Source organism: Streptomyces cellostaticus (assembly GCF_023630175.1).
GTDB classification, from domain to species: Bacteria; Actinomycetota; Actinomycetes; order Streptomycetales; family Streptomycetaceae; genus Streptomyces; species Streptomyces cellostaticus_A.
Genome location: NZ_JALLIN010000004.1, coordinates 168,460 through 189,979, shown reverse-complemented (window position 1 = coordinate 189,979; position 21,520 = coordinate 168,460). Strand labels below are relative to the sequence as shown.

Below are 21,520 nucleotides of genomic sequence, written 5' to 3'. Positions count from 1 at the left end.
TCTATGGCTACGGAAGACGCGGTGCGCGAGGCACTGGCGACGGTGAACGACCCCGAGATCAACCGACCCATCACCGAGCTGGGGATGGTCAAATCGGTGGAGATCGGGGAGGACGGCGCGGTCGCGGTCACCGTGTACCTGACGGTCTCCGGCTGCCCGATGCGCGAGACGATCACCCAGCGGGTGACCGAGGCGGTCTCCCGCGTCGAGGGTGTCACCCGTGTCGAGGTGTCGCTGGACGTGATGAGCGACGAGCAGCGCAAGGAGCTGGCGAACGCCCTGCGCGGCGGCCAGGCCGAGCGCGAGGTCCCGTTCGCCAAGCCGGGCAGCCTCACCCGGGTCTACGCGGTCGCCTCCGGCAAGGGCGGCGTCGGCAAGTCCTCGGTGACGGTGAACCTGGCCGCGGCAATGGCGGCCGACGGTCTGAAGGTCGGTGTCGTGGACGCCGACATCTACGGCCACAGCGTGCCGCGCATGCTGGGCGCGGACGGCCGTCCGACCCAGGTCGAGAACATGATCATGCCGCCGTCGGCGAACGGCGTGAAGGTCATCTCCATCGGCATGTTCACCCCGGGCAACGCGCCGGTCGTCTGGCGCGGCCCGATGCTGCACCGCGCGCTGCAGCAGTTCCTCGCGGACGTGTACTGGGGCGACCTGGACGTCCTGCTGCTGGACCTGCCGCCCGGCACCGGCGACATCGCGATCTCGGTCGCGCAGCTCGTCCCGAACGCCGAGATCCTGGTCGTGACGACGCCTCAGCAGGCGGCGGCCGAGGTCGCCGAGCGGGCCGGCTCCATCGCCGTGCAGACCCACCAGAAGATCGTCGGCGTGGTGGAGAACATGTCCGGCCTGCCCTGCCCGCACTGCGGCGAGATGGTCGACGTCTTCGGCACGGGCGGCGGCCAGCGCGTCGCGGACGGCCTGACCCGCACCACGGGCGCGACGGTCCCGGTGCTCGGCAGCATCCCGATCGACGTCCGGCTGCGCGAGGGCGGCGACGAGGGCAGGCCGGTGGTCCTGACCGACCCGGAGTCCCCGGCGGGTTCGGCCCTGCGGGCGATCGCGGGGAAGCTGGGCGGCCGTCAGCGCGGCCTGTCGGGCCTGTCGCTGGGGCTGACCCCCAGGAACAAGTTCTGAGAGCTCTCGCGGCCGTACACCAGGGACGAGGGGGCGCCGGGAGGTACTGGCGCCCCTCTCTCCCGTGCGGTTCGGTCAGGCGTACGCGGCGACGTCCTTGACGACGGCGAAGCCGAGTCCGTACGCGCTCATCCCCCGCCCGTAGGCGCCGACGTGCACACCTGACCCGGTGGAGCCGGCCAGCACCCAGCCGAACTCCGACTCCCGGTAGTAGAAGGGCGTGGGCACCCCGTCCACCGGCAGCGAGAGTCCGGACCACTCCGGTCCCTCGAGGTCGTCGGCGAGTGCCCAGGCGGTCTCGGTCTGCTGGTCCAGCCAGTCGTCACGCAGGCCGTGGTCCATCTGCCCGGGCCAGGTGAAGGACAGCAGCCCCACTCCCGCCAGCCAGGCCGCCGAGGACACCGACGTCGCCTCCAGCAGTCCCGTGCCGTCGGCGCTGCGGCGGGACGGGTTCGCGGCCACGGTGACGACGACCGCGAACTTCTCCCGCGGCTCGTCCGCGGCCGCGGCCACGTGCTCGTTGCGCACGGAGGGCTCGTCACCGTGCCCGATCGAACCGTGCTCGACGGCGCCGTCGGCCGCCGCGCCGACCTGCATCAGCCAACGCGGTCCCGTGAAGGCCTCGTCGAGGCCGTACCAGGGGAAGGGCGCCCGCAGGTACCCGTCGACGGTGCGCGGGGCGGAGGGGGCGTGCTGCCCGTCCTCCGCGGCCGGCGTCTGTGCGCCCACCCGACTTGTCGTCTCCATCTGCCCGGACGCCTCCTCGCTCTCGTCGGACCGGGAGGCCCGCCCCCCTTCGGGCGTACTCGTCCGGTCCGCACAACAACTCGGCAGCATATCCACACCCGTGCGGGCAGCAGGGAAGCCGCCCGGCGCGTGGGTCGCACGTACGGCCCGCCGGGGGCTCGTGCGCCGTCATCGGGCTGTGAGGTGCGCCACTGGGTCCCGGCCGGGATCAGGTGGCGTCCGCGTCGAACGGCGGAGGAGCGCCCCTGCCCGAGTCGTCGGGCTTCTTGGTCATGTCGATGCGCCCGCCCGGCGAGGAGGACGGGGCCTGGCCGTCGCGGCTGTGGACCGCGTCCGTGACCTCGGCCATCTCCTTCTTCAGGTCGAATCCGTTGCGGATCTCCTTCAGCCCCAGGTCCTCGTTGTCCAGCTGCTTGCGGATGAAGGTCTTGGGGTTGAGGTCCTCGAACTCGAAGTCCTTGAACTCCGGGCCGAGCTCGGTGCGGATGTCCTGCTTGGCGCTCTCCGAGAACTCGCGGATCTTCCGGATCGTCCGCGTCACGTCCTGGATGACCTTGGGGAGCTTGTCCGGACCGAAGACGAGCACGGCGAGAACAATGATGGTCACCAGCTCGAGTGGTCCTATGTCATTGAACACCTGACGCTCCTTGCGATCCTCGGTCGCTCAACGGTACCCGGCCCGACTGCCGGGCGGGTACCGCCCGATGGTGAGACTTGCGTCAGTTCCGCCCGGCCCGGAACGCGGGGGCGGCCGAGGGGGTGCCGGAGGCCGGCGGCGTGTCGGGAACGGGGGCGGACAGGGTGCCCGGAGCGCCGTTCAGCCGAGGTGTGGCGGGCCAGGAGGTCAGGGGCAGCGGGGTGATGTCGTCCAGCGGGCGTATCAGCGGGGAGACCGCGGCCGCGCCGGCCATCACCGGCGTCGTCAGGTCGCGCATGACGTCCTGGACCTGTCCGGCGAGCGGCGGCTGGGCACCGGGCAGCAGCGGGGCCGACAGGGAGGTGGGCGCCGCCGGGCTCGGGCCGAGCAGGCTGCTGCCCTGGGCGAGCAGCGGGCCCACCGCGCGTCGGCGCTGCGTGTCCGGTGTCGCCGCGCCCGCACCGGCGCCCGGGACCGTGCCCGTGCCGGCACCGGCCGAGCGGGCCGGGACCACGTTGCCGGTGCCGGAGCCGCCACGGGCGTCCGCGGCGAGGTCGCCGGTGATGGCGCCGGTGACGCCGCCGAGCGCGACCGCCGCCAGGGACACCGCACCGGCGGCGGCGGCCGCGAACCGCAGTCCGCGCGAGGCGAAGCGGTCGGGGTCAGGGCGGCCGACCGGATGGATGCGGAAACCGCGCTCCCCCGGAGCGGGGGCCACGGCATGGGCGGAAGCCGCGGGTACGTAGCCGAACTCGAAGCGCTCCTCGCGCCCCGCCCCGAAGACCCCGGTGCCGGAGTCTCGCCCGAGGACGTCCCCCTGGGGCACCTGTGTGCCACCGCCGTCGGGCCCGCCTCCCCCGGGAAGGCCCTGGAGGCGGGCCAGGAAGCTCTCGGAGGGGGGCGGCGGGGCCGCCTCGGCGAACACGTTCTTCAGCCGCCGCTGGGCGTCCGCCTCCGCCTTGCACCGGGCGCAGGTGGCCAGGTGGGCGAGGACGCGTTCACGGGACTCATGGCCCAGCTCCCCGTCCACGAGGGCGGAGAGCCGGTCTCCCAGGTGCTGCTCGGCGAGCTGGGGCTGAGCGGGTTTCGGACGGGATCCGTTCACGCGGTCGCGCCCCCTCCCCCCAGAGCGGGGACACGGGCCACGAAGGAACGCCGCTCGGCCCTGCGGGCCTCGGGCGACCGGTGGGCGAGGGCCTTGCGGAGCTGGGAGCGACCGCGGTGGATGCGGGAACGGACCGTGCCGAGCTTCACGCCGAGGGTCGCGGCGATCTCCTCGTAGGACAGCCCCTCGATGTCGCAGAGCACGACGGCGGCGCGGAACTCGGGCGCGAGGGTGTCGAGCGCCTGCTGCACGTCGGCGTCGAAGTGCGCGTCGTTGAAGACCTGCTGCGGGGTCGGCTCCTTGCTGGGCAGGCGCTCGGCCGCGTCCTCGCCGAGGGCGTCGAAGCGGATGCGCTGCTTGCGCCGGACCATGTCCAGGAAGAGGTTGGTGGTGATGCGGTGCAGCCAGCCCTCGAAGGTGCCCGGCGAGTAGGTCGACAGGGAGCGGAAGACACGGACGAAGACCTCCTGGGTGAGGTCCTCGGCGTCGTGCTGGTTGCCCGTGAGGCGGTAGGCCAGGCGGTAGACCCGGCCGCTGTGCGTGCTGACGATCTCCTCCCAGGTGGGCGGAGTCCACGCCTGCCCGTCCGCGTCGGTGGAGAAGGTCGCGGTGTGGGCGTCCCCGGCGGCGGCGCCGGCGGTCCGGCCGTGGTCAGCAGCAGTGTCGGTCACGGATTTCGGCTTCCCCGCCGACCCGAGAAGACGCCTCAGCATCCCTCTGCGGTCAACAGGCGCAGCCGCACCTCCCCTGTCAGCTCTGGTGGTGTCCAGTGGAGCCCCTACCATAGCCACCTCGCCCGTTAGGACCGGATAAGCGGTTTTACGAGAAATTGATCTGGGCTGATACGGCTCATACGGCTGCGTCAGCATGTGCTCGGCGTCCCGATCCACCGCTCGCCCCCCATCGCGTCCGGGCCCTTCGTCTCAACCCTGTAAACGCGCGGTCCCATCTGCGGGTTCCCGACGCCAACGGATACAGTCACGCCCAGGCAACCACGGGGACAGGAGAGCGTCATTACCGGCAACCGGCAGACTAGCTGGGCGTTCGCCGACGCCTATGTCGCCGAGGACGAAGCACTGCGCTGGGCCCGGGACCGGGCCCGCGACGCAGGGCTGCGCTCGGTGTCGCCCGGCACGGGTGCCGCGCTCCGCCTGCTCGCCGCCTCCGTGGACGCGAAGGCGGTCGCGGAGATCGGCACCGGCTGCGGGGTGTCCGGAATCCATCTGCTGCACGGCATGCGCCCGGACGGGGTGCTCACCACGGTCGACCCCGAGCCGGAGCACCAGCAGTTCGCCCGGCAGGCCTTCCGGGCCTGCGGCTTCGCGAGCAACCGGGCCCGGTTCATCCCGGGCCGGGCGCTGGAGGTGCTGCCCCGGCTCGCGGACGCCGGCTACGACCTCGTCTTCTGCGACGGCGACCGCCAGGAGTACTCGGACTACCTGGCTGAATCGTTGCGCCTGCTGCGCCCGGGCGGCCTGGTGGTGTTCGAGGGCATCTTCGCCAACGGCCGTACGGTCGACTCGGGACCGCAGCCCGCGGAGGTGCTGCGGCTGCGCGAGCTGCTGCGCACGGTGCGGGAGAGCCAGGAGCTGGTGACGTCGCTGCTACCGGTGGGCGACGGGCTGCTGTGCGCCGTCAAGCGGTGAGCCGGGCGTCTCGGGGCTGCGGACACACGTCCGCCCCGGCACCGCATACGGTGCCGGGGCGGACGGAAGGACAGGATCGCCGGCCCGTCAGACGACGACCTTCTTGAGGGCGTCGCCGAGCGCCTCGGCCTCGTCAGGGGTCAGCTCGACGACGAGTCGACCGCCGCCTTCGAGCGGAACGCGCATGACGATGCCCCGCCCCTCCTTGGTCACCTCGAGCGGGCCATCACCCGTCCGCGGCTTCATGGCCGCCATGCTCGTTCCCCTTCCTGAAACCAGGCTCATCGTCTGCCGAAGCCCCACGAAGGGCACCCCGCGGTCCTGGTACGGGACACGCGACACCGGCATCGAACACATTGCTTCCAGGCCATTATCCCGCATGCCAGGACCCGATGACCAACATCAGTCGGCATCGCTTGCGCAACGCGCGCGAGCAAAACCACCCAATTCGGCGATGTGGCTGCGATACTGCGCCACCACACGGACGCACCGCGGCCGGCCTCGCTCCGTTTTCGTTTGACGCAGGTCACACCTCCGGTCCGGCCCCCGGGCGGCGATCTCCGCCATGCTGTCCTTCGGACCGTGGCGTACCGAGCGGTACGCCACCACTTCTGACCGGAGGGGATGCCCCATGGCCGACACCGTTCTCTACGAGGTGACCGACGGACTCGCGACGATCACGCTGAACCGCCCGGAGGCGATGAACGCGCTGAACATCGCGGCCAAGGTCGCCCTCCGGGAGGCGGCGGAGTCCGCGGCCGGGGACGGCGCCGTCCGGGCGATCCTGCTGACCGCGGCCGGGGACCGGGCGTTCTGCGTGGGCCAGGACCTCAAGGAGCACATCGGGCTGCTGGTGTCGGACCGCGAGACCGGGTCCCGGCAGACCATGAGCACGGTCCGGGAGCACTACAACCCGATCGTGCGGGCGCTGGCCGGGGCGGCGAAGCCGGTGGTCGCGGCGGTGAACGGAGTCGCCGCCGGGGCCGGGTTCGGCTTCGCGCTGGCCGCCGACTACCGGGTGGTGGCCGACACCGCGGCCTTCAACACCTCGTTCGCGGGCGTCGCCCTCACCGCCGACTCCGGCATCTCCTGGACGCTGCCCCGGGTGGTCGGCCCGGGCCGCGCCGCCGACCTGCTGCTCTTCCCGCGCAACATCAGCGCCCAGGACGCCCTGGAGCTCGGCATCGCCAACCGGCTCGTGCCCGCCGCCGAGCTGCGGACCGAGGCCGAGAAGGTGGCCCGGGCCCTGGCGGAGGGTCCGACGGTGGCGTACTCGGCGATCAAGGAGGCGGTGGCCTACGGCCTGACGCACTCCCTCGCCGAGACCCTGGAGAAGGAGGACGAGCTGCAGACCCGCGCGGGCAGCTCCGAGGACCACACGATCGCGGTCCGGGCCTTCGTCAACAAGGAGAAGCCGAAGTACCTGGGCCGCTGAGCGACCGGCTCCCCGGGCCCGCGGGTGGCCGCACCGCCGCGGCGGTGCGGCTCACGCACCCCTCCAGGTGGTCGTCGACCAGCCCGCATGCCTGCATCAGCGCGTACGCCGTCGTGGGGCCGACGAACCTCAGGCCCCGTTTCTTCAGCGCCTTGGACAGGGCCGTGGACTCGGGGGTGACGGCGGAGACGTCGGCCAGGGTCCGCGGCACCGGGCGGCCCGCCGGGTCCGGGGCGTGCGACCAGATCAGCTCGTCCAGCTCGCCCGCCGCCCAGCCGGCCAGCACGCGGGCGTTGGAGAGCGTCGCGTCGATCTTGGCGCGGTTGCGGATGATGCCCGGGTCGGCCAGCAGCCGCTCGCGGTCCTCGTCCGTGAACGCGGCCACCCGCTCGATGCGGAAGCCCGCGAACGCGGCACGGAAGCCGGGGCGGCGGCGCAGGATCGTGATCCAGGACAGGCCCGACTGGAAGGCCTCCAGGCTGACCCGCTCGAAGAGGGCGTCGTCACCGTGGACCGGCCGGCCCCACTCCTCGTCGTGGTACGAGACGTAGTCCTCGGCGGACAGGGCCCAGGGGCAGCGGGCCCTGCCGTCGGGTCCGGCGAGGGCGGCTCCGGGGCTCGTCACCGCTCCTCCTGACCGGGCTTGTCCGGCCGGGCGTGCGCGGCGGCGGCGCGTGCGCCGGCCAGCGCGGACTCCAGGTCGGCGATACGGGCGTCCCGCTCGGCGAGTTCGGCGGCGAGCCGGCCGAGGGCGTCGTCCACGTCGGACATCCGGTAGCCGCGCGGCGCCAGCGGGAAACGCAGGTTCGCCACGTCCTGGCCGCCGACCGGGCGGTCCGGGGGCAGGGGGTCCCGCAGCCGCTCCGGAACGGCCTCCGGCAGCGGGCCGCGCTCACCGCCGCTGACCACGGCAAGTGTCACCGCGGCCACCACGACGGCCAGGGCGACGACCAGGAACAGGAACATCAGCATCGCCAGGGGTCCCCACGCTCGGTACCGGACGCTGTGCCGGCGGACGAATCTGTCAGGCTCCGATCGTGCCATGCGAACCGGACGGTTAGGGTCACAGGCGGCTGTACCGAGGGACGTACTACGAGAGGTCGCAGCGGATGCTCAGGCTGGGCAAGCGGGAATTCGGGGCGCACGAGCCCGTGATCATGGCGATCGTGAACCGGACCCCGGACTCCTTCTACGACCGCGGAGCCACCTTCCACGACGAGGCGGCCCTCGCGCGCGTGGAGCGGGCGGTGGCCGAGGGCGCGGCGATCGTCGACATCGGCGGAGTGAAGGCGGGGCCCGGCGAGGAGGTCACGGCCGAGGAGGAGGCACGGCGGACCGTGGGCTTCGTCGCCGAGGTGCGCCGCCGCTTCCCGGACGTGGTGATCAGCGTGGACACCTGGCGGGCCGAGGTCGGCGAGGCGGTGTGCGAGGCGGGCGCGGATCTGCTGAACGACGCGTGGGGCGGCGTCGATCCCGCTCTCGCGGAGGTCGCCGCACGGCACGGCGCGGGGCTGGTGTGCACGCACGCGGGCGGGGCCGAACCCCGGACCCGCCCGCACCGGGTGACCTACGACGACGTCGTCGCCGACATCCTGGAGGTGACCCTGGGGCTGGCGGAGCGTGCCGTCGCCCTGGGGGTGCCCCGGGAGTCGGTGCTGATCGATCCCGGGCACGACTTCGGCAAGAACACGCGGCACAGCCTGGAGGCGACCCGGCGGCTGGACGAGATGGCCGCCACGGGGTGGCCCGTGCTCGTATCGCTCTCCAACAAGGACTTCGTCGGCGAGACGCTGGACCGGCCGGTGCGGGAACGGCTGGTCGGCACGCTGGCGGCCACCGCGGTGTCGGCGTGGCTGGGCGCGCGGGTGTACCGCGTGCACGAGGTCGCCGAGACCCGCCAGGTCCTGGACATGGTCGCCTCCATCCAGGGCCACCGGCCCCCGGCGGTGGCCCGCCGCGGCCTGGCGTAGCCGGCAGCGGCACAAGGCCCCCGCGGACCGTCCGGGACGGGTGTCCGGCCGGACGGGGAGGACGGGACCGGGGCGTGTGCCCCGGGACCCGCTCCCCGGTCCGCCCGGTCCGCCCGGTCCGCCCGGTCCGCCCGATCCGCCCAGTCCGGCCCGGCGCGCCGGGAGCACCGACCGGACGCCGCTCCTCGACGGGCGGCCCCCGGCGGTCGCGGCACTAGCGCCCGGCCTCCTTGGACACCAGGGCCACCGCTTCCTCGACCTCGTCGGTCACGTGGAACAGCAGCAGGTCCTTCTCCGCCGCCTTCCCCTGGGCCACCAGCGTGTCCTTCAGCCAGGACAGCAGACCGCCCCAGTACTCGGTGCAGAACAGCACGATCGGGAAGCGGGTCACCTTCTGGGTCTGGACCAGGGTGAGCGCCTCGAAGAGCTCGTCGAGGGTGCCGAGGCCGCCCGGCAGCACCACGAACCCCTGCGCGTACTTGACGAACATCATCTTCCGGACGAAGAAGTAGCGGAAGTTGAGGCCGATGTCGACGTAGGGGTTGAGTCCCTGCTCGAAGGGCAGCTCGATGCCGAGCCCGACCGAGGTGCCGCCGGCCTCGCACGCGCCCTTGTTGGCCGCCTCCATGGCCCCCGGGCCACCGCCGGTGATCACGGCCCAGCCGGCCTCGACCAGCCCTCGCCCGAGCCGTACGCCCGCGTCGTACTCCGCGGAGTCCACCGGTGTCCGCGCCGAGCCGAACACGCTGATCGCGGGCGGGAGCTCGGCCAGCGTGCCGAAGCCCTCGATGAACTCCGACTGGATCCGCAGGACCCGCCAGGGATCGGTGTGGACCCAGTCCGTGGGGGCGCGCTCGTCCAGCAGCCGCTGGTCGGTCGTGCTGGCGGTCACCTGTCCCCGGCGCCGGAGGACCGGTCCGAGCTGCTGCTCGTCCGGCGGCTGCTTCTTCCCCAGGGGGTTGCCGGTAGCCATGTGCGCTCCCTCCGCTTGCGGGTAGTACGGCCTCAGCCTAGATCCACGCGGGTTTCGGACGGGGGACGTGAGCGTGTCGGGCGTGCGGCGCCCGGTGGCCTGCGCTATGCGGTGAGCCAGGACCTCAGCCGCTCCTCGCCCGCGAGGATCTTGGCCACTTCCACCCGCTCGTCCCGCTTGTGCGCCAGGTGCGGGTTGCCGGGGCCGTAGTTGACGGCGGGCACACCGAGGGAGGAGAAGCGGGAGACGTCCGTCCAGCCGTACTTGGGCTGCGGGGTGCCGCCCACCGCCTCGATGAAGGCCGCCGCCGCCGGGTGGGAGAGGCCGGGCAGCGCGCCGGGGCTGTGGTCGTCGATGACGAACTCCTCCACCCCGCAGTCCGCGAACACCTCGCGGACGTGCGCGACCGCCTCCTCCTCGGTGCGGTCGGGGGCGTAGCGGAAGTTGACGGTCACCACGCACTCGTCGGGGATGACGTTGCCCGCCACTCCCCCGGAGATCCCGACGGCGTTCAGTCCCTCGCGGTACTCCAGGCCGTCGATGACCGGCCGGCGGGGCTCGTAGGAGGCGAGCCGGGCCAGGATCGGGGCCGCCGCGTGGACGGCGTTGGAGCCCATCCAGCCGCGCGCCGAGTGCGCCCGCTCGCCCCGGGTCCTCAGCAGCATGCGCAGCGTGCCCTGGCAGCCGCCCTCGACCTGGGCGTCGGAGGGCTCCAGCAGGACCGCGAAGTCCCCGCGCAGCCAGTCCGGGTGGGCCTCGGCGACGTGCCGGAGGCCGTTGAGCTCGGCGGCGACCTCCTCGTTGTCGTAGAAGACGAAGGTCAGGTCGCGGTTGGGGGCGGGGACCGTCGCCGCGATGCGGAGCTGCACCGCCACACCGGACTTCATGTCGCAGGTGCCGCAGCCCCACAGCACGCCGTCCTCGTCCAGCCGGGACGGCACGTTGCCGGCGATCGGCACGGTGTCGATGTGGCCGGCCAGCACGACCCGCTCCGCGCGGCCCAGGTCGGTGCGGGCGATCACGTTGTTGCCGTGGCGGTCGACCGTGAGGTGCGGCAGGGCCCGCAGGGCGGTCTCGATCGCGTCCGCGAGGGGCTTCTCGGTGCCGCTCTCGGAGGGGAAGTCCACGAGCCGGGCGGTGAGCTCGGCGGCGTCCAGCGTGAGGTCAAGCGAGGTGTCGGCCATGCTCCCGACCCTAGGCCATGGCGCGTTGGCGGGTCCGCGCCGCGCTGCGCGGACCCGCCGCCCGGGGCGGGCGGCCCTCCAGTACCTTGTACGCGTGCCAGAGCCGTACCCCACCCGTCCCAAGCGTCGCGGCCGTCTCCTGCGTTACGGGGCCGCGCTGTTGGTCCTGTGCGGCGTCGCCGCCTACCTCGTGGTGCAGTACGTCACCGGCGGTCCGGGCGCGCGCGGCTGCCGGGTGGTCGGCGGCGGCAAGGACGGCGCGTCCTACGAGTTCACGCCCGAGCAGGCGGTGAACGCGGCGACGATCGCCGCCGTGGGCACCGGGCGGAACATGCCGGAGCGGGCCATAACGATCGCGCTGGCGACCGCGCTCCAGGAGTCGGGGCTGCGCAACCTGGAGCACGGCGACCGGGACTCCCTCGGCCTGTTCCAGCAGCGCCCCTCACAGGGCTGGGGCACCGAGCGGCAGATCATGGATCCGGCCTACTCGGCGGGCATCTTCTACGCCCACCTGGCCGAGGTTCCGGACTACATCGGCCTGCCGCTGACGGTGGCCGCGCAGCGGGTGCAGCGCAGCGGCTACCCGGAGGCGTACGCCAAGCACGAGCCGGACGCCGAGTTGCTGTCGGCCGCGCTGACCGGCCACACGGCGGCCACCCTGACCTGCGCCGGGCGCCCGGAACGCACCACCGCGCAGACGGGTCCGAACGCGGTGCGGGCGGCGCTGGTGAGGGACTTCGGCCGGGACGCGCTGCGGGAGACGAACGCCGTGGTGGGCGGTACGCCGGTGCCGTCGCCGTCGCCCTCGCCGAGCGTGACCGCGACCGCGCGCGGGCGGACGGTGACCGTGCCGGTGTCCGAGGGAGCGCGGGGGAACGCGGCCTCGGCGGGCCTGCGGGAGCGTGAGCGGGGGTGGCAGTTGGCGCACTGGGCGGTGGCCAACTCCTCGGCGCTGCACATCCAGCGGGTGTTCTACGCGGACCGGGAGTGGACCGCGAGGGACGGCGGCGGCACCTGGCACCGGGTGGGCACGGGCGGTGCCGGCGGTGCGGAGAAGTCCGCCGGGTCGGTCCGGATCGTGGCCGGACAGTAGTACGGCGAATCCCCCGGCCGGGTTGCGCGGCCGCTCGGTGGAGGTCGTCGCGGCCGGGGGCGGAAATCGCGTCGACACCCTTGTGAATCAAGAGGCGTAACGATTCTCCGCGACCCCCCGCGGACTCCCTTTGCCCGTTTTTATCCACAGAAGATAATGCGATGCGTTGCCCATTCTTTACCTTCGGCTTCCGCAACCTTCATCGGCTTCGAGCGGTAAGCACGGCGTCCGGGCCCGGACACACCACCGTTCCTCCCGTCGAATGGAGCACCATGTCCCTCCCCCTGACCCGCCGGATCGCCCGTGCCGCGCTGCTCGTCGCAGCGGGAGCGGCCGCCGGGGTCGGTGCGGCCGGCTCTGCCGGCGCGGCCACGAACCTGCCGGCGGCCGCGCCGGAGCTGGGCGGCCTGACCGCGCTGGACGGCGCGGCCGGCGTCGGCAGCACCGTCGACGGTGCGACGCAGCACGTCACCGGTATCGCCGGCAACACGGGCGGCAAGGCGGCCAAGAAGGCGGCCCCGTCGGTGGCCAGGACCGGCGCCGGTGCCGTGAAGAAGGCCGCGCCCGCGGCGAAGAAGGCGGCCGGTGACGCGGCCCGGACGGCCGGCGGTGTCGTCGGGCGCACCGCCCTGGGCGCGGCGGGCGGGCTGCCCACGGGCTCGCTGGGCCAGGGCGGGCTGCCGACGTCGTCCCTGCCGACGTCGTCCCTGCCGGCCGCCCAGCTCCCGCTCGGCGGCTGAGCCCGCCGTCACGGCAGACGGCCGACGGGGTCCGGGAGCGCTTCCCGGACCCCGTTCGCGTGTCCGCGGCCGCCGGGGCGTGCCGCCCGGCGGTCAGGGCGGTCGGGACGGGCCCGGGGCCCTTCGCCCGATCCGGCCCGTCCGGAACGAGGGGCCCTAGGGGGCGAGGCGCTCCACCGCGGCCCGGACCCGCTCGTCCGTCGCGGTCAGGGCGACGCGCACGAAACGGTCGCCGGCCTCGCCGTAGAAGTCGCCCGGCGCGACCAGGATGCCCAGGTCGGCCAGGTGGGCGACGGTGTCCCAGCAGGACTCGTCGCGGGTGGCCCACAGGTAGAGGCTGGCCTCGCTGTGCTCGATGCGGAAGCCGTGGCCGAGCAGGGCGTCGCGCAGCAGCGCGCGCCGGGCGGCGTAGCGCTCGCGCTGGACGCGGACGTGCTCGTCGTCGCCCAGGGCCGCCACCACCGCGGCCTGGGTGGGCGCCGAGGTCATCATGCCGCCGTGCTTGCGGATCTCCAGCAGCGGGCCCAGGACGGCCGGATCGCCCGCCAGGAAGGCGGCGCGGTAGCCGGCGAGGTTGGACCGCTTGGAGAGCGAGTGGACGGCCACGATGCCGTCGTAGGAGCCGCCGTTGACATCCGGGTGCAGGACGGAGACCGGGTCGGCCTCCCAGCCCAGTTCGAGGTAGCACTCGTCGGAGACGAGGAGCACGCCGTGGGCGCGGGCCCAGGCGACGATGCCCGTCAGCTCGTCCTTGGACAGGACCCTGCCGGTCGGGTTCGACGGGGAGTTGAGCCACAGGAGCCGGAGGTTCGCCGGGTCCAGGTCGCGCGGGTCGTCGTAGACCTCGTACTCGGCGCGGGCCAGGCGGGCACCGACCTCGTACGTGGGGTAGGCCAGGCGCGGGTGGGCGACCCTGTCACCGGGGCCCAGGCCGAGCTGGGTGGGGAGCCAGGCCACCAGTTCCTTGGAGCCGACGATCGGCAGGACGTGCCGGTGGGTCACGTCCCGGGCGCCCAGCCGGCGCTCCAGCCAGCCGGTGATCGCGTCGCGCAGCGCCGGGGTGCCCCAGACCGTCGGGTAGCCCGGCGAGTCGGCGGCGCCGACCAGCGCCTTCTGGATCAGTTCGGGGACCGGGTCGACCGGGGTGCCGACGGACAGGTCGACGATGCCGCCGGGGTGGGCCGCGGCCGTCTTCTTGTACGGCTCCAGCTTGTCCCAGGGGAAGGTCGGAAGCCGGTCGGAGACTGCGGACACGGGTGCTGGCTCACTTTCTGCTTCGGCGAACGCCACGGTCCCGTACGGCGCCGATCGAGAGCCGATCGGCCGTACGGGACCGGGGCGGCGCGCTGCGGGCCGCCGGGCCGGCGCCCGGCGGCGCGACCAGGGCCGCTCGTTCGGGTCACGGCTGATCCGGCCCGACCCGAACGACGGACCCTAGGCCTGCGGCGGCAGCGCGGCGATGAAGGGGTGGTCCCGCTCGATCAGGCCCAGCTTGCTGGCCCCGCCGGGGGAGCCCAGCTCGTCGAAGAACTCGACGTTCGCCTTGTAGTAGTCCTTCCACTCCTCCGGAGTGTCGTCCTCGTAGAAGATCGCCTCGACCGGGCAGACCGGCTCACAGGCACCACAGTCGACGCATTCGTCCGGGTGGATGTACAAGGACCGCTGGCCCTCGTAGATGCAGTCGACCGGGCACTCCTCGATGCACGCCTTGTCCTTCACGTCGACACAAGGCTGCGCGATGACGTAGGTCACGCTGTCGTTCCTCCTCGATAGGGCGCTGGCGGGCCTCCGTAGGCTCCGCCGCCTGGCGCGCGGGAGCGCGGCGTCGTCGATGCCCGCCCCTAGTATCTCCGTTCTGGGGCAAGATCCGAACAGGAGGGGTGAACTGACCAGTGGAAATCTCGGCGCACGGACGCCTCACGGTCCGCATCACCGCCGCTGACGTGGGAAAACGCGTCTCGATACGACGCCTCGGCGAGCCCGGGACCGGGCCGGAGAAGTTCACCGACACGGTCGGCGTTCTCACATCATGGGACGACGGCGTGCTCATGATCACATCGCGGGACGGCCGGAGTGTCCGGATCGCGGAGTCCGCGCTGGTCGCGGGGAAGGTGATCCCGGCAGCGCCGGCCCGCCGCCGGGGGCCGGCCGCCACCTACGCGGAGCTGGCCCGGGTCGCCGCCCGGGCGTGGCGGCCGGTGGAGAGCGAGCGGCTCGGCGAGTGGGAGCTGCGCGCGGCCGGAGGGTTCACCCGGCGCGCCAACAGCGTACTGCCGCTCGGTGACCCGGGACTCGGTCTCGACGCCGCCCTGGAGGCCGTACGGCGCTGGTACGGCGAGCGGGGCCTGCCCGCCTACGTGCAGACCGCGACCGGCGCCGAGGGCACCCAGGAGGTGCTGTGCGCGGAGCTGGAGCGGCGCGGCTGGGTGCGCGAGGTGTCCTCCGGGCTGTGGACCGGGGCGCTGGCGCCGGTCGCGGACACCGCCGAGGGCGCCGGGGTGGTGCTGTCCCGGGAGGTGGACGAGGCGTGGCTCGCCCGGTACCGGCGCGAGGGGGTGGGCGAGGTGGCCCTGCGGGTGCTCGCCGGTGGCCCCTCGGTGTGGTTCGCGACCGTGCCCGGTGCCGCCGGTGAGGCTCCGGCGGCGATCGGGCGGTGCGTGGTGGACGGGCGCTGGGCCGGGTTCGCCGCCGTGGAGGTCGATCCCGCGCGCCGCCGCCGGGGTCTCGCCACCGAGGTGATGGCGGCGCTGGCCCGGCGGGCCCTGGACGAGGGCGCCTCGGCGGCCTGGCTGCAGGTGGAGACCGCCAACGAGGGGGCCCGGGGCCTGTACGCCCGGCTGGGCCTCGCACCCCACCACGCGTACCACCACTACCGCCGGCCGGACACCGGTGGCACCGGAGGGTCGTAGCGATCGCCGTGGGAGGGCATGACCCAGACATGCGGCACCCTCGACTCCCGCCCCCGTACCCGCCTCCGCCGGAGCGGTCCGCGGAGCTGCGGCGGCGGTTCGGCGCCGAGGCCAGGTCCGAGCGGCCGGACCTGTCGGCGCTGTGCCTGCTGATCGGCGCGGAGGCGGACGGCTCGCTGGACGAGGACGGCATCGACGCCGCCCAGCTCGAACTGGACGGGCTGGCCGGACGGCTGCCGTACCGGCCGGGCGGGCCGCGGGCGTGGGCGGAGGCGGTGCGCCGGCTCCTGGGCGGGGACGAGGCGTTCCACGGCGTCCCCGCCGACTACCAGCGGCTGGAGTCCTCGCTGCTGCACGAGGTGCTGCGGCGGCGGCGCGGGCTGCCGATCCTGCTGTCGGTGGTGTGGCTGGAGGTCGCCCGGCGGGCGGGGGCCCCGGTGTACGGGGTCGCGCTGCCGGGGCACTTCGTGGTCGGGTTCGGGGCGGCGCCGGAGCAGGTGCTGGCCGATCCGTTCGACGGCGGCCGGGTGCTGGCCGGCGCGGACGCCGAGCTGCTCGTCGCCGGGGCCACCGGATCACCGTTGCAGCCGTCGATGCTGGAGCCCGCGACACCTCTGGAGGTCGTGCAGCGCATCCTCAACAACGTCCGGGCGTGGGCCGCCGCGCGCCCCGAGCGCTCGGACGTCGCGCTGTGGGCCGTGGAGCTGAGCCTGCTGCTGCCCGCGCATCCGGCGAAGCTGCGCTACGAACGCGGTCACCTACTGGTGCAGCGAGGTGAGTTCGAGGAGGGCGCCACGGAGCTGGACGCCTACGCGCACCTGATCGAGGTGGTCGACGAACCGGCCGCCGACCGGGTGCGCCGCCAGGCGCGGACGGCCCGGGCGATGCTCAACTAGCCTCGTGCCGGGGAACGTTCGCCCTGCCGCTCGGTCAGGTGGGTCCAGCTCCGGGTGCATGGCGGCGCGGCGGGGAAGTCATCTCCCGACGCGGCGCTACCGTCATGAGGGTGACGGGAAGCACTGCCGACCGGCGATGGTCCGAATCCATGCCGGTGGCCTATGAGCGGTACCTCGTGCCGGTGGTCTTCCGGCCCTTCGCCGAGGACCTGACTGCCCGGGCGGCGGCACTCCACCCTCGGCGCATCCTCGAACTCGCAGCGGGAACCGGCGTGTTGACATCGGCCCTGCTCGCAGTGGCACCCTCGGCCGAGGTGACCGCCACCGACGTGAACGAGGCCATGGTCGCTTTCGGGTCGACCCGGGCCCCTGGCGCGGTGTGGCGGCAGGCCGACGCGCAGCGGCTGCCGTTCCCGGCCGGCGGCTTCGACCTGGTGGTCTGCCAGTTCGGTGTGATGTTCTTTCCCCACCGCATCGAGGCCTTCACCGAGGTCCGCCGGGTGCTGGCCCCGGGCGGCCGGTTCCTGTTCAACACCTGGGGCCCGCTCGGGACGCACGCCTTCGAAGTCGCGCTGCAGGCCGGGTTGGAGCGGGCCTTCCCGGTCGACCCGCCGCAGTTCTTCCGGACGGTTCCGCACGGCTATGCCGACCCCGCTGTCGTGGCCGCCGATCTGGCGGCCGCCGGGTTCGCCGTCGAGGACGTGCGGGAGCTGACGCTTCAGGGGCGGGCCGCGTCGACCGCCGACCTTGCCACCGGGTACCTCACCGGGACACCGGTGCGCACGGCCGTTGAGGAGCGCGGCGGCGGACCCGCCGTCCGGGCCACCGTCATCGATGAGATGACGGCCCGTCTGGGCCCGGGTCCGGTCAGCGCCCCGATGACGGCGTACGTCCTGCGTGCCGCGGCCTGAACGCCGGACGCGCCCGCGCACCGGACGCGGGTGAGTCGACCCCGGCGGGGCCGGTCGCACGGACACCCGGTTCGCCCTCCCCGTGGAGTCGGGCGCACGGCCCTCCTGGCTGATGCCGTCGGCCACCCCCTCGGCGACCAGGGAGTCCGCCGGCCCGGCCGGACTCCAGGTCGAGAGCGGCAGGCCGTGCTCGACCGGCCCGGACTCGGGGATCCTCTTGATCTCCCGGCGCTCCGGCAGCGAGAACGCCCTCGACCGCCCACCCCTGTGCCTCGGGTGGAGCGAGCCGAGACCGTCCGCGTCGTAGTCGGGCGAATGTTGTCCGATGCGGCACCGGTGCCGTGTCGGCCGGGGTTCGCCGCGTCGGGGCGAACCCCGGCCGACGCGGCGCCAGGCGCCTCCGTCCGGACGGTGCCGGGCCGGAACGCGGGCCGTGCGCGGCCGGAACCTCAGAGCCAGCCCTTCTCCCGGGCCATCCGGACCGCCTCCGTCCGGTTGCGCACCGCGAGTTTCTGGATGGCCGTGGAGAGGTAGTTGCGGACCGTGCCCTGGGACAGGTGCAGGGCCGCCGCCAGTTCCGCGTTGGTGGAGCCGTCGGCCGCCGCGCGCAGGATCTCGCGTTCGCGGTCGGTGAGGGGGTTGGCGCCCTCCGCGAGGGCGGCCGCGGCCAGGGTGGGGTCGATGACCCGTTCCCCGGCGAGCACCTTGCGTACCGCTGCGGCGAGTTGGGCGGCCGGCGCGTCCTTCACCAGGAAGGCGTCGGCGCCGGCCTCCATGGCGCTGCGCAGATAGCCGGGGCGGCCGAAGGTGGTGAGCACGACGAGCTTCACCTGGGGGAACTCCCGGCGCACCCGGGCCGCCGCCTCGATGCCGGTGCAGCCGGGCATCTCGATGTCGAGCAGGGCCACGTCCACGCCGTGCGCGCCGACGGCCGCCTGCACCTCGTCGCCGCGCGCCACCTGGGCGACGACCTCGATGTCGTCCTCGAGGCCGAGCAGGGCTGCCAGCGCCTCACGGACCATCGACTGGTCCTCGGCGAGGAGAACCTTGATCGGGCTGCTCATGCCCGGGATCCTATTGCCCTCGACGCGCCGGCGGCACACGGGCGACCAGCCGGAAGCCCTGCCCGGCGCGCCCCGCCTCCAGCATGCCGCCGGCCTTCTCCAGCCGCTCCGCCAGGCCGGTCAGACCGTTGCCGGGGGCGCCGGAGCCGCCGGAGCCGTCGTCCTCGACGCAGAGTTCGAGCATCGGGCCGTCCAGGGTCTGCCGGTGCAGGAGCTGCACGACGCAGCGGCGGGCGCCGCTGTGCCGGACCACGTTGGTGACCGCCTCGCGCAGCGCCCAGGCGAGCGCGGCCTCGCTGTCCTCCCCGGCGCCGGCGAGGTCCGGTCCGGCGGGCAGCTCGGCGCTCACCCCGGCCGCGGTCAGCGCGACCCGGGCGCCGGCCAGCTCGGCGGACAGGCGCGGGCGCCGGTACCCGGTGACGGCCTCCCGGACGTCCACCAGGGCCTGGCGGCTGACCTGTTCGATGTCGGCGACCTGCTGGGCGGCCTTGTCCGGGTGCCCGGGCAGCATGCGGCCGGCCAGCTCGCTCTTGAGCGTGATCAGGGAGAGCGAGTGGCCGAGGAGGTCGTGCAGGTCGCGGGCGAGCCTTAGCCGCTCCTCGTTGGCGGCGAGATGGGCGACGGTCGCCCGGGCCTCGCGCAGCTCGACCGTGGTGCGGATGAGCTGGACGACGCCCGCCATCGCGAAGCCGATGAGCACCACCACCAGCAGCAGGTTCCACGCCTGCGTGGCGTCGGTGGCCAGGCCGACCAGCATCATCACCGCGCCGGTCGCCGGGACGGCCCAGTAGGCCGCCCGGAGCGGCAGGGCGGCGCCGCAGGCGACGGAGACGTAGCAGAACAGGCCGAGCCAGTCGGCGCCGAGCGTGAGGCACAGTGTGACGGCCAGCAGGCAGAGGCCGACGATGAGGCCGGCGACCAGGGGCCGGCGCATCGGATGCCCCATGTTCCGGAAGACCAGCAGCAGGTAGACCCCGGCGAACAGCGTCAGGCCCAGCCAGCCGGCCGCCGTGCCCGAGGGCGTGTGGTGGCCGGCGGCCAGGTCGTGGACCGGGGAACTCATGAAGACGAGCCAGACGCCGATCCAGACGAGCTTGCGCAGCAGTTCCCGGCGGTTGCGGGGCGGCTGCCCCAGGCCCGTCGCCCGCTCCGGGCCGCGCGGCCGGTCCTCGGTCGTCATCGCGCTCACGCCTTCAGCGTGTCCTTCCGGTACAGCCAGGCCGCGCCGCCCGCGAAGAGGACGAAGTAGACGGCGAGGACGGCGACGTCCGTCGTGTGCGGGGCCTCGCTCCGCTCGATCGCCCGCCCCAGTGCAGCGTACGCGTGCGTCGGGAGCCACTCGGCGATGTCCTGCAGGATCCGCGGGAAGGTGGTGGAGGGCATCCACAGGCCGCCGAGGATCGACAGACCGAAGTAGACGATCATCGTGATCGGGCGGACCGCGTCCCCGGAGGCGACGTAGCCGATGGCCACGCCGAGCGCCGCGAAGACCAGGCTGCCCGCCCAGATGACCCCGGTCAGGGCGAGCCACTGCCAGGTGTCCAGGCGCACGTCCTTGAAGGCGGCTGCGACGAGGAACACCACGATGATGGACGGCAGGCTCACCACGGCCGCGCTCGCGGTCTTGGCGAGGACGTAGCCGCGCCCCGGCAGCGGGGTCAGCCGGAGCTGCCGCACCCAGCCGCTCTCGCGCTCCTTGGCGATGCGCTCGCTGTTGCCCATGAGGACGGCCGTCAGGGCGCCGAAGGACGCCATGGAGACCATCAGGTAGGTGGCGACGGTCAAGCCGGTGTCGTCGACGCGCTGCCCGGAGCCGGCGCTGCTGGAGAAGATCAGGTAGATGAACGAGGGGTAGAGCACGGAGAAGAAAAGGAACTTCTTGTTCCGCAGGGAGCGGGTCAGTTCCAGCTTGATCAGCGAGTTCATGACTGCTTGGCCTCCTCGGCCTCCGTGATGGCGACGAAGGCCTGCTCCAGGCCGAGCCCGGCGACCTCGAGGTTGCGGGGGTAGGCACCGAGACCGTACAGGGCGTGGACGGTGGCGTCGGCGTCGGAGGACTGGATGCGGACGGTCTGCCCGGAGACGTCGAGCGCGGTCAGGAACGGAAGGTCGCGCAGGGCCCGCTCGTCGATGCTCCCCTCCAGGTCGAAGGAGATGCGGCGGGCCCCGGCGCGGGCCTTGATCTCGGCGGCCGTGCCGTCGGCGAGGAGCCGGCCCCGGTGCAGCACCAGGACCCGGTCGGCGATGGCGTCGGCCTCTTCGAGGTAGTGGGTGGCGAAGAGGACCGTACGGCCCTGGTCGGCCTGCTCGCGCATGGTGGCCCAGAAGGCCTGGCGGGCCGAGACGTCCATGCCGGTGGTGGGCTCGTCCAGGACGATCAGGTCGCTGTCGCCGGCCGTGGCGAGGGCGAAGCGGACGCGCTGGGCCTGGCCGCCGGAGAGCTTGTTGACCTTGCGGTCGGCGATCTGTGTGATGCCCGCGCGGGCGAGGACGTCCGCGGCCCGGTACGGCCTCGGATGCAGTGAGCAGGCCAGCTTCACCAGCTCGGCGACGGTGACCTCGTCCATCAGCCCGCCGCTCTGCAGCATGGCCCCGACCCGCCCCGCGACGATGGCCTCGCGCGGGCTGGTGCCGAACACGCCGACCGTTCCGCTGTCGGGGTGCTTGAGCCCGAGCAGGAGATCGAGCGTGGTGGACTTGCCGGCGCCGTTCGGGCCGAGAAGGGCGACGGTCTCCCCCGGATGCAGCCGGAGCGAGAGGCCGTCGACGGCCCGCACGCTCTCGTACGTCTTGGTCACCTGGTCGAACCCGACCACCGGGGTGGTGGTGGGCGGCGCCGCTGTCGTTGTCATGTCCCCATGCTGGCCGGGCGGGACGTGGCCCCGGCAGTGTCGGCGGTCCTCAGTGCCGTATGACAGATGTCATGCGGGTGCGGTGACACGACCGCCATGCGGGTGCGGTGGCACGGCGGAGGGGGCGTCCGGACCGCGGACGCCCCCGGTTCCCGTCCGGCCCCGCCGGGGCCGTTCGTCCGGACCGTGCCGGGCCGGCGGGGTCCGGCCCGATCCGGACC

24 protein-coding genes are annotated in these 21,520 nt (G+C 73.6%); 9 read left to right on the top strand and 15 right to left on the bottom strand.

Going from position 1 to position 21,520, the window contains the following annotated elements; all coding sequences use genetic code 11:
• Positions 1–3: 3 nt before the first annotated feature.
• Positions 4–1,137: an Mrp/NBP35 family ATP-binding protein gene (locus MXD57_RS04130; protein WP_250399882.1), complete on the top strand. Its 1,134-nt coding sequence runs from the start codon at positions 4–6 to the stop codon at positions 1,135–1,137.
• Positions 1,138–1,212: 75 nt separating this feature from the next.
• On the opposite strand, the gene MXD57_RS04125 is transcribed toward MXD57_RS04130, so the two are convergent.
• The 4 genes from MXD57_RS04125 to sigE form a co-directional block, all read right to left on the bottom strand.
• Positions 1,213–1,884: a hypothetical protein gene (locus MXD57_RS04125; RefSeq protein ID WP_250399881.1), complete on the bottom strand. Its 672-nt coding sequence runs from the start codon at positions 1,882–1,884 to the stop codon at positions 1,213–1,215.
• Positions 1,885–2,092: 208 nt separating this feature from the next.
• Positions 2,093–2,521 (bottom strand): sec-independent translocase, encoded by a 429-nt coding sequence (locus MXD57_RS04120; RefSeq protein ID WP_250399880.1) that lies wholly within the window; start codon positions 2,519–2,521, stop codon positions 2,093–2,095.
• A gap of 82 nt (positions 2,522–2,603) precedes the next feature.
• Positions 2,604–3,626, bottom strand: a complete 1,023-nt coding sequence (locus MXD57_RS04115; RefSeq protein ID WP_250399879.1) for an anti-sigma factor family protein — start codon at positions 3,624–3,626, stop codon at positions 2,604–2,606.
• Positions 3,623–4,339, bottom strand: a complete 717-nt coding sequence (gene sigE / locus MXD57_RS04110; protein WP_250399878.1) for an RNA polymerase sigma factor SigE — start codon at positions 4,337–4,339, stop codon at positions 3,623–3,625. Before sigE ends, MXD57_RS04115 begins: the two co-directional genes overlap by 4 nt.
• A 234-nt stretch (positions 4,340–4,573) precedes the next feature.
• On the opposite strand from sigE, the gene MXD57_RS04105 reads away from it, so the two are divergent.
• Positions 4,574–5,272 carry an O-methyltransferase gene (locus MXD57_RS04105; protein WP_308290650.1) on the top strand — a complete coding sequence of 233 codons (699 nt, stop codon included), beginning with the start codon at positions 4,574–4,576 and terminating at the stop codon, positions 5,270–5,272.
• 87 nt (positions 5,273–5,359) lie between these two features.
• On the opposite strand, the gene MXD57_RS04100 is transcribed toward MXD57_RS04105, so the two are convergent.
• Positions 5,360–5,527, bottom strand: coding sequence for a DUF3117 domain-containing protein (locus MXD57_RS04100; protein WP_018544333.1), 168 nt, complete (start codon positions 5,525–5,527; stop codon positions 5,360–5,362).
• A gap of 376 nt (positions 5,528–5,903) precedes the next feature.
• On the opposite strand from MXD57_RS04100, the gene MXD57_RS04095 reads away from it, so the two are divergent.
• The gene (locus tag MXD57_RS04095) at positions 5,904–6,707 is read left to right on the top strand and encodes an enoyl-CoA hydratase/isomerase family protein (protein ID WP_250399877.1); all 804 of its coding nucleotides are present in this window, start codon (positions 5,904–5,906) and stop codon (positions 6,705–6,707) included.
• On the opposite strand, the gene MXD57_RS04090 is transcribed toward MXD57_RS04095, so the two are convergent.
• Entirely contained in the window at positions 6,673–7,332 is a 660-nt protein-coding gene (locus MXD57_RS04090) for a DNA-3-methyladenine glycosylase I (RefSeq protein ID WP_308290649.1), read from the bottom strand. The two genes, MXD57_RS04095 and MXD57_RS04090, sit on opposite strands and share 35 nt — an antisense overlap.
• A complete protein-coding gene (locus tag MXD57_RS04085; RefSeq protein ID WP_250399876.1) occupies positions 7,329–7,679 on the bottom strand; it encodes a DivIVA domain-containing protein in 351 nt (116 codons plus the stop codon). The genes MXD57_RS04090 and MXD57_RS04085 overlap by 4 nt, the downstream gene beginning before the upstream one ends.
• Before the next feature lie 137 nt (positions 7,680–7,816).
• Between MXD57_RS04085 and folP the strand changes: the two genes are divergently transcribed.
• Positions 7,817–8,677 (top strand): dihydropteroate synthase, encoded by an 861-nt coding sequence (gene folP, locus MXD57_RS04080; RefSeq protein WP_250399875.1) that lies wholly within the window; start codon positions 7,817–7,819, stop codon positions 8,675–8,677.
• Between the two features lie 214 nt (positions 8,678–8,891).
• Here folP and MXD57_RS04075 read toward each other — a convergent pair whose 3' ends face one another.
• A complete protein-coding gene (locus MXD57_RS04075; RefSeq protein ID WP_250399874.1) occupies positions 8,892–9,650 on the bottom strand; it encodes a TIGR00730 family Rossman fold protein in 759 nt (252 codons plus the stop codon).
• A gap of 104 nt (positions 9,651–9,754) precedes the next feature.
• On the bottom strand, positions 9,755–10,834 hold the full coding sequence (gene dapE, locus MXD57_RS04070) for a succinyl-diaminopimelate desuccinylase (protein ID WP_250399873.1): 1,080 nt from the start codon (positions 10,832–10,834) through the stop codon (positions 9,755–9,757).
• Between the two features lie 94 nt (positions 10,835–10,928).
• Here dapE and MXD57_RS04065 point away from each other — a divergent pair, with 94 nt between their 5' ends.
• Together MXD57_RS04065 and MXD57_RS04060 are read left to right on the top strand one after the other, a co-directional pair.
• Positions 10,929–11,927, top strand: coding sequence for a heavy metal transporter (locus MXD57_RS04065; RefSeq protein WP_250399872.1), 999 nt, complete (start codon positions 10,929–10,931; stop codon positions 11,925–11,927).
• A gap of 272 nt (positions 11,928–12,199) precedes the next feature.
• Positions 12,200–12,667, top strand: coding sequence for an ATP-binding protein (locus tag MXD57_RS04060; RefSeq protein WP_250399871.1), 468 nt, complete (start codon positions 12,200–12,202; stop codon positions 12,665–12,667).
• Positions 12,668–12,823: 156 nt separating this feature from the next.
• On the opposite strand, the gene MXD57_RS04055 is transcribed toward MXD57_RS04060, so the two are convergent.
• Both MXD57_RS04055 and fdxA read right to left on the bottom strand, forming a co-directional pair.
• Positions 12,824–13,921 carry a bifunctional succinyldiaminopimelate transaminase/glutamate-prephenate aminotransferase gene (locus MXD57_RS04055; protein ID WP_250399870.1) on the bottom strand — a complete coding sequence of 366 codons (1,098 nt, stop codon included), beginning with the start codon at positions 13,919–13,921 and terminating at the stop codon, positions 12,824–12,826.
• Between the two features lie 180 nt (positions 13,922–14,101).
• A complete protein-coding gene (gene fdxA / locus MXD57_RS04050) occupies positions 14,102–14,419 on the bottom strand; it encodes a ferredoxin (RefSeq protein WP_004926152.1) in 318 nt (105 codons plus the stop codon).
• 140 nt (positions 14,420–14,559) lie between these two features.
• Here fdxA and MXD57_RS04045 point away from each other — a divergent pair, with 140 nt between their 5' ends.
• The 3 genes from MXD57_RS04045 (at position 14,560) to MXD57_RS04035 (ending at position 17,383) form a co-directional block, all read left to right on the top strand.
• On the top strand, positions 14,560–15,576 hold the full coding sequence (locus MXD57_RS04045) for a GNAT family N-acetyltransferase (RefSeq protein WP_250399869.1): 1,017 nt from the start codon (positions 14,560–14,562) through the stop codon (positions 15,574–15,576).
• 29 nt (positions 15,577–15,605) lie between these two features.
• A complete protein-coding gene (locus MXD57_RS04040; RefSeq protein ID WP_250399868.1) occupies positions 15,606–16,472 on the top strand; it encodes a transglutaminase-like domain-containing protein in 867 nt (288 codons plus the stop codon).
• A 104-nt stretch (positions 16,473–16,576) separates the two neighbouring features.
• Positions 16,577–17,383 (top strand): class I SAM-dependent methyltransferase, encoded by an 807-nt coding sequence (locus MXD57_RS04035; protein WP_250399867.1) that lies wholly within the window; start codon positions 16,577–16,579, stop codon positions 17,381–17,383.
• A 449-nt stretch (positions 17,384–17,832) separates the two neighbouring features.
• Here the strand turns inward: MXD57_RS04035 and MXD57_RS04030 are convergent, their stop codons facing one another.
• The 4 genes from MXD57_RS04030 to MXD57_RS04015 are packed head-to-tail and all read right to left on the bottom strand — an operon-like array spanning position 17,833 to position 21,299.
• Positions 17,833–18,447 carry a response regulator transcription factor gene (locus MXD57_RS04030; RefSeq protein WP_250399866.1) on the bottom strand — a complete coding sequence of 205 codons (615 nt, stop codon included), beginning with the start codon at positions 18,445–18,447 and terminating at the stop codon, positions 17,833–17,835.
• Between the two features lie 10 nt (positions 18,448–18,457).
• Positions 18,458–19,627 carry a sensor histidine kinase gene (locus MXD57_RS04025; RefSeq protein WP_250399908.1) on the bottom strand — a complete coding sequence of 390 codons (1,170 nt, stop codon included), beginning with the start codon at positions 19,625–19,627 and terminating at the stop codon, positions 18,458–18,460.
• 5 nt (positions 19,628–19,632) lie between these two features.
• Positions 19,633–20,373: an ABC transporter permease gene (locus MXD57_RS04020; protein ID WP_250399865.1), complete on the bottom strand. Its 741-nt coding sequence runs from the start codon at positions 20,371–20,373 to the stop codon at positions 19,633–19,635.
• Positions 20,370–21,299 (bottom strand): ABC transporter ATP-binding protein, encoded by a 930-nt coding sequence (locus MXD57_RS04015; RefSeq protein ID WP_250399864.1) that lies wholly within the window; start codon positions 21,297–21,299, stop codon positions 20,370–20,372. The genes MXD57_RS04020 and MXD57_RS04015 overlap by 4 nt, the downstream gene beginning before the upstream one ends.
• Between the last annotated feature and the right edge of the window lie 221 nt (positions 21,300–21,520).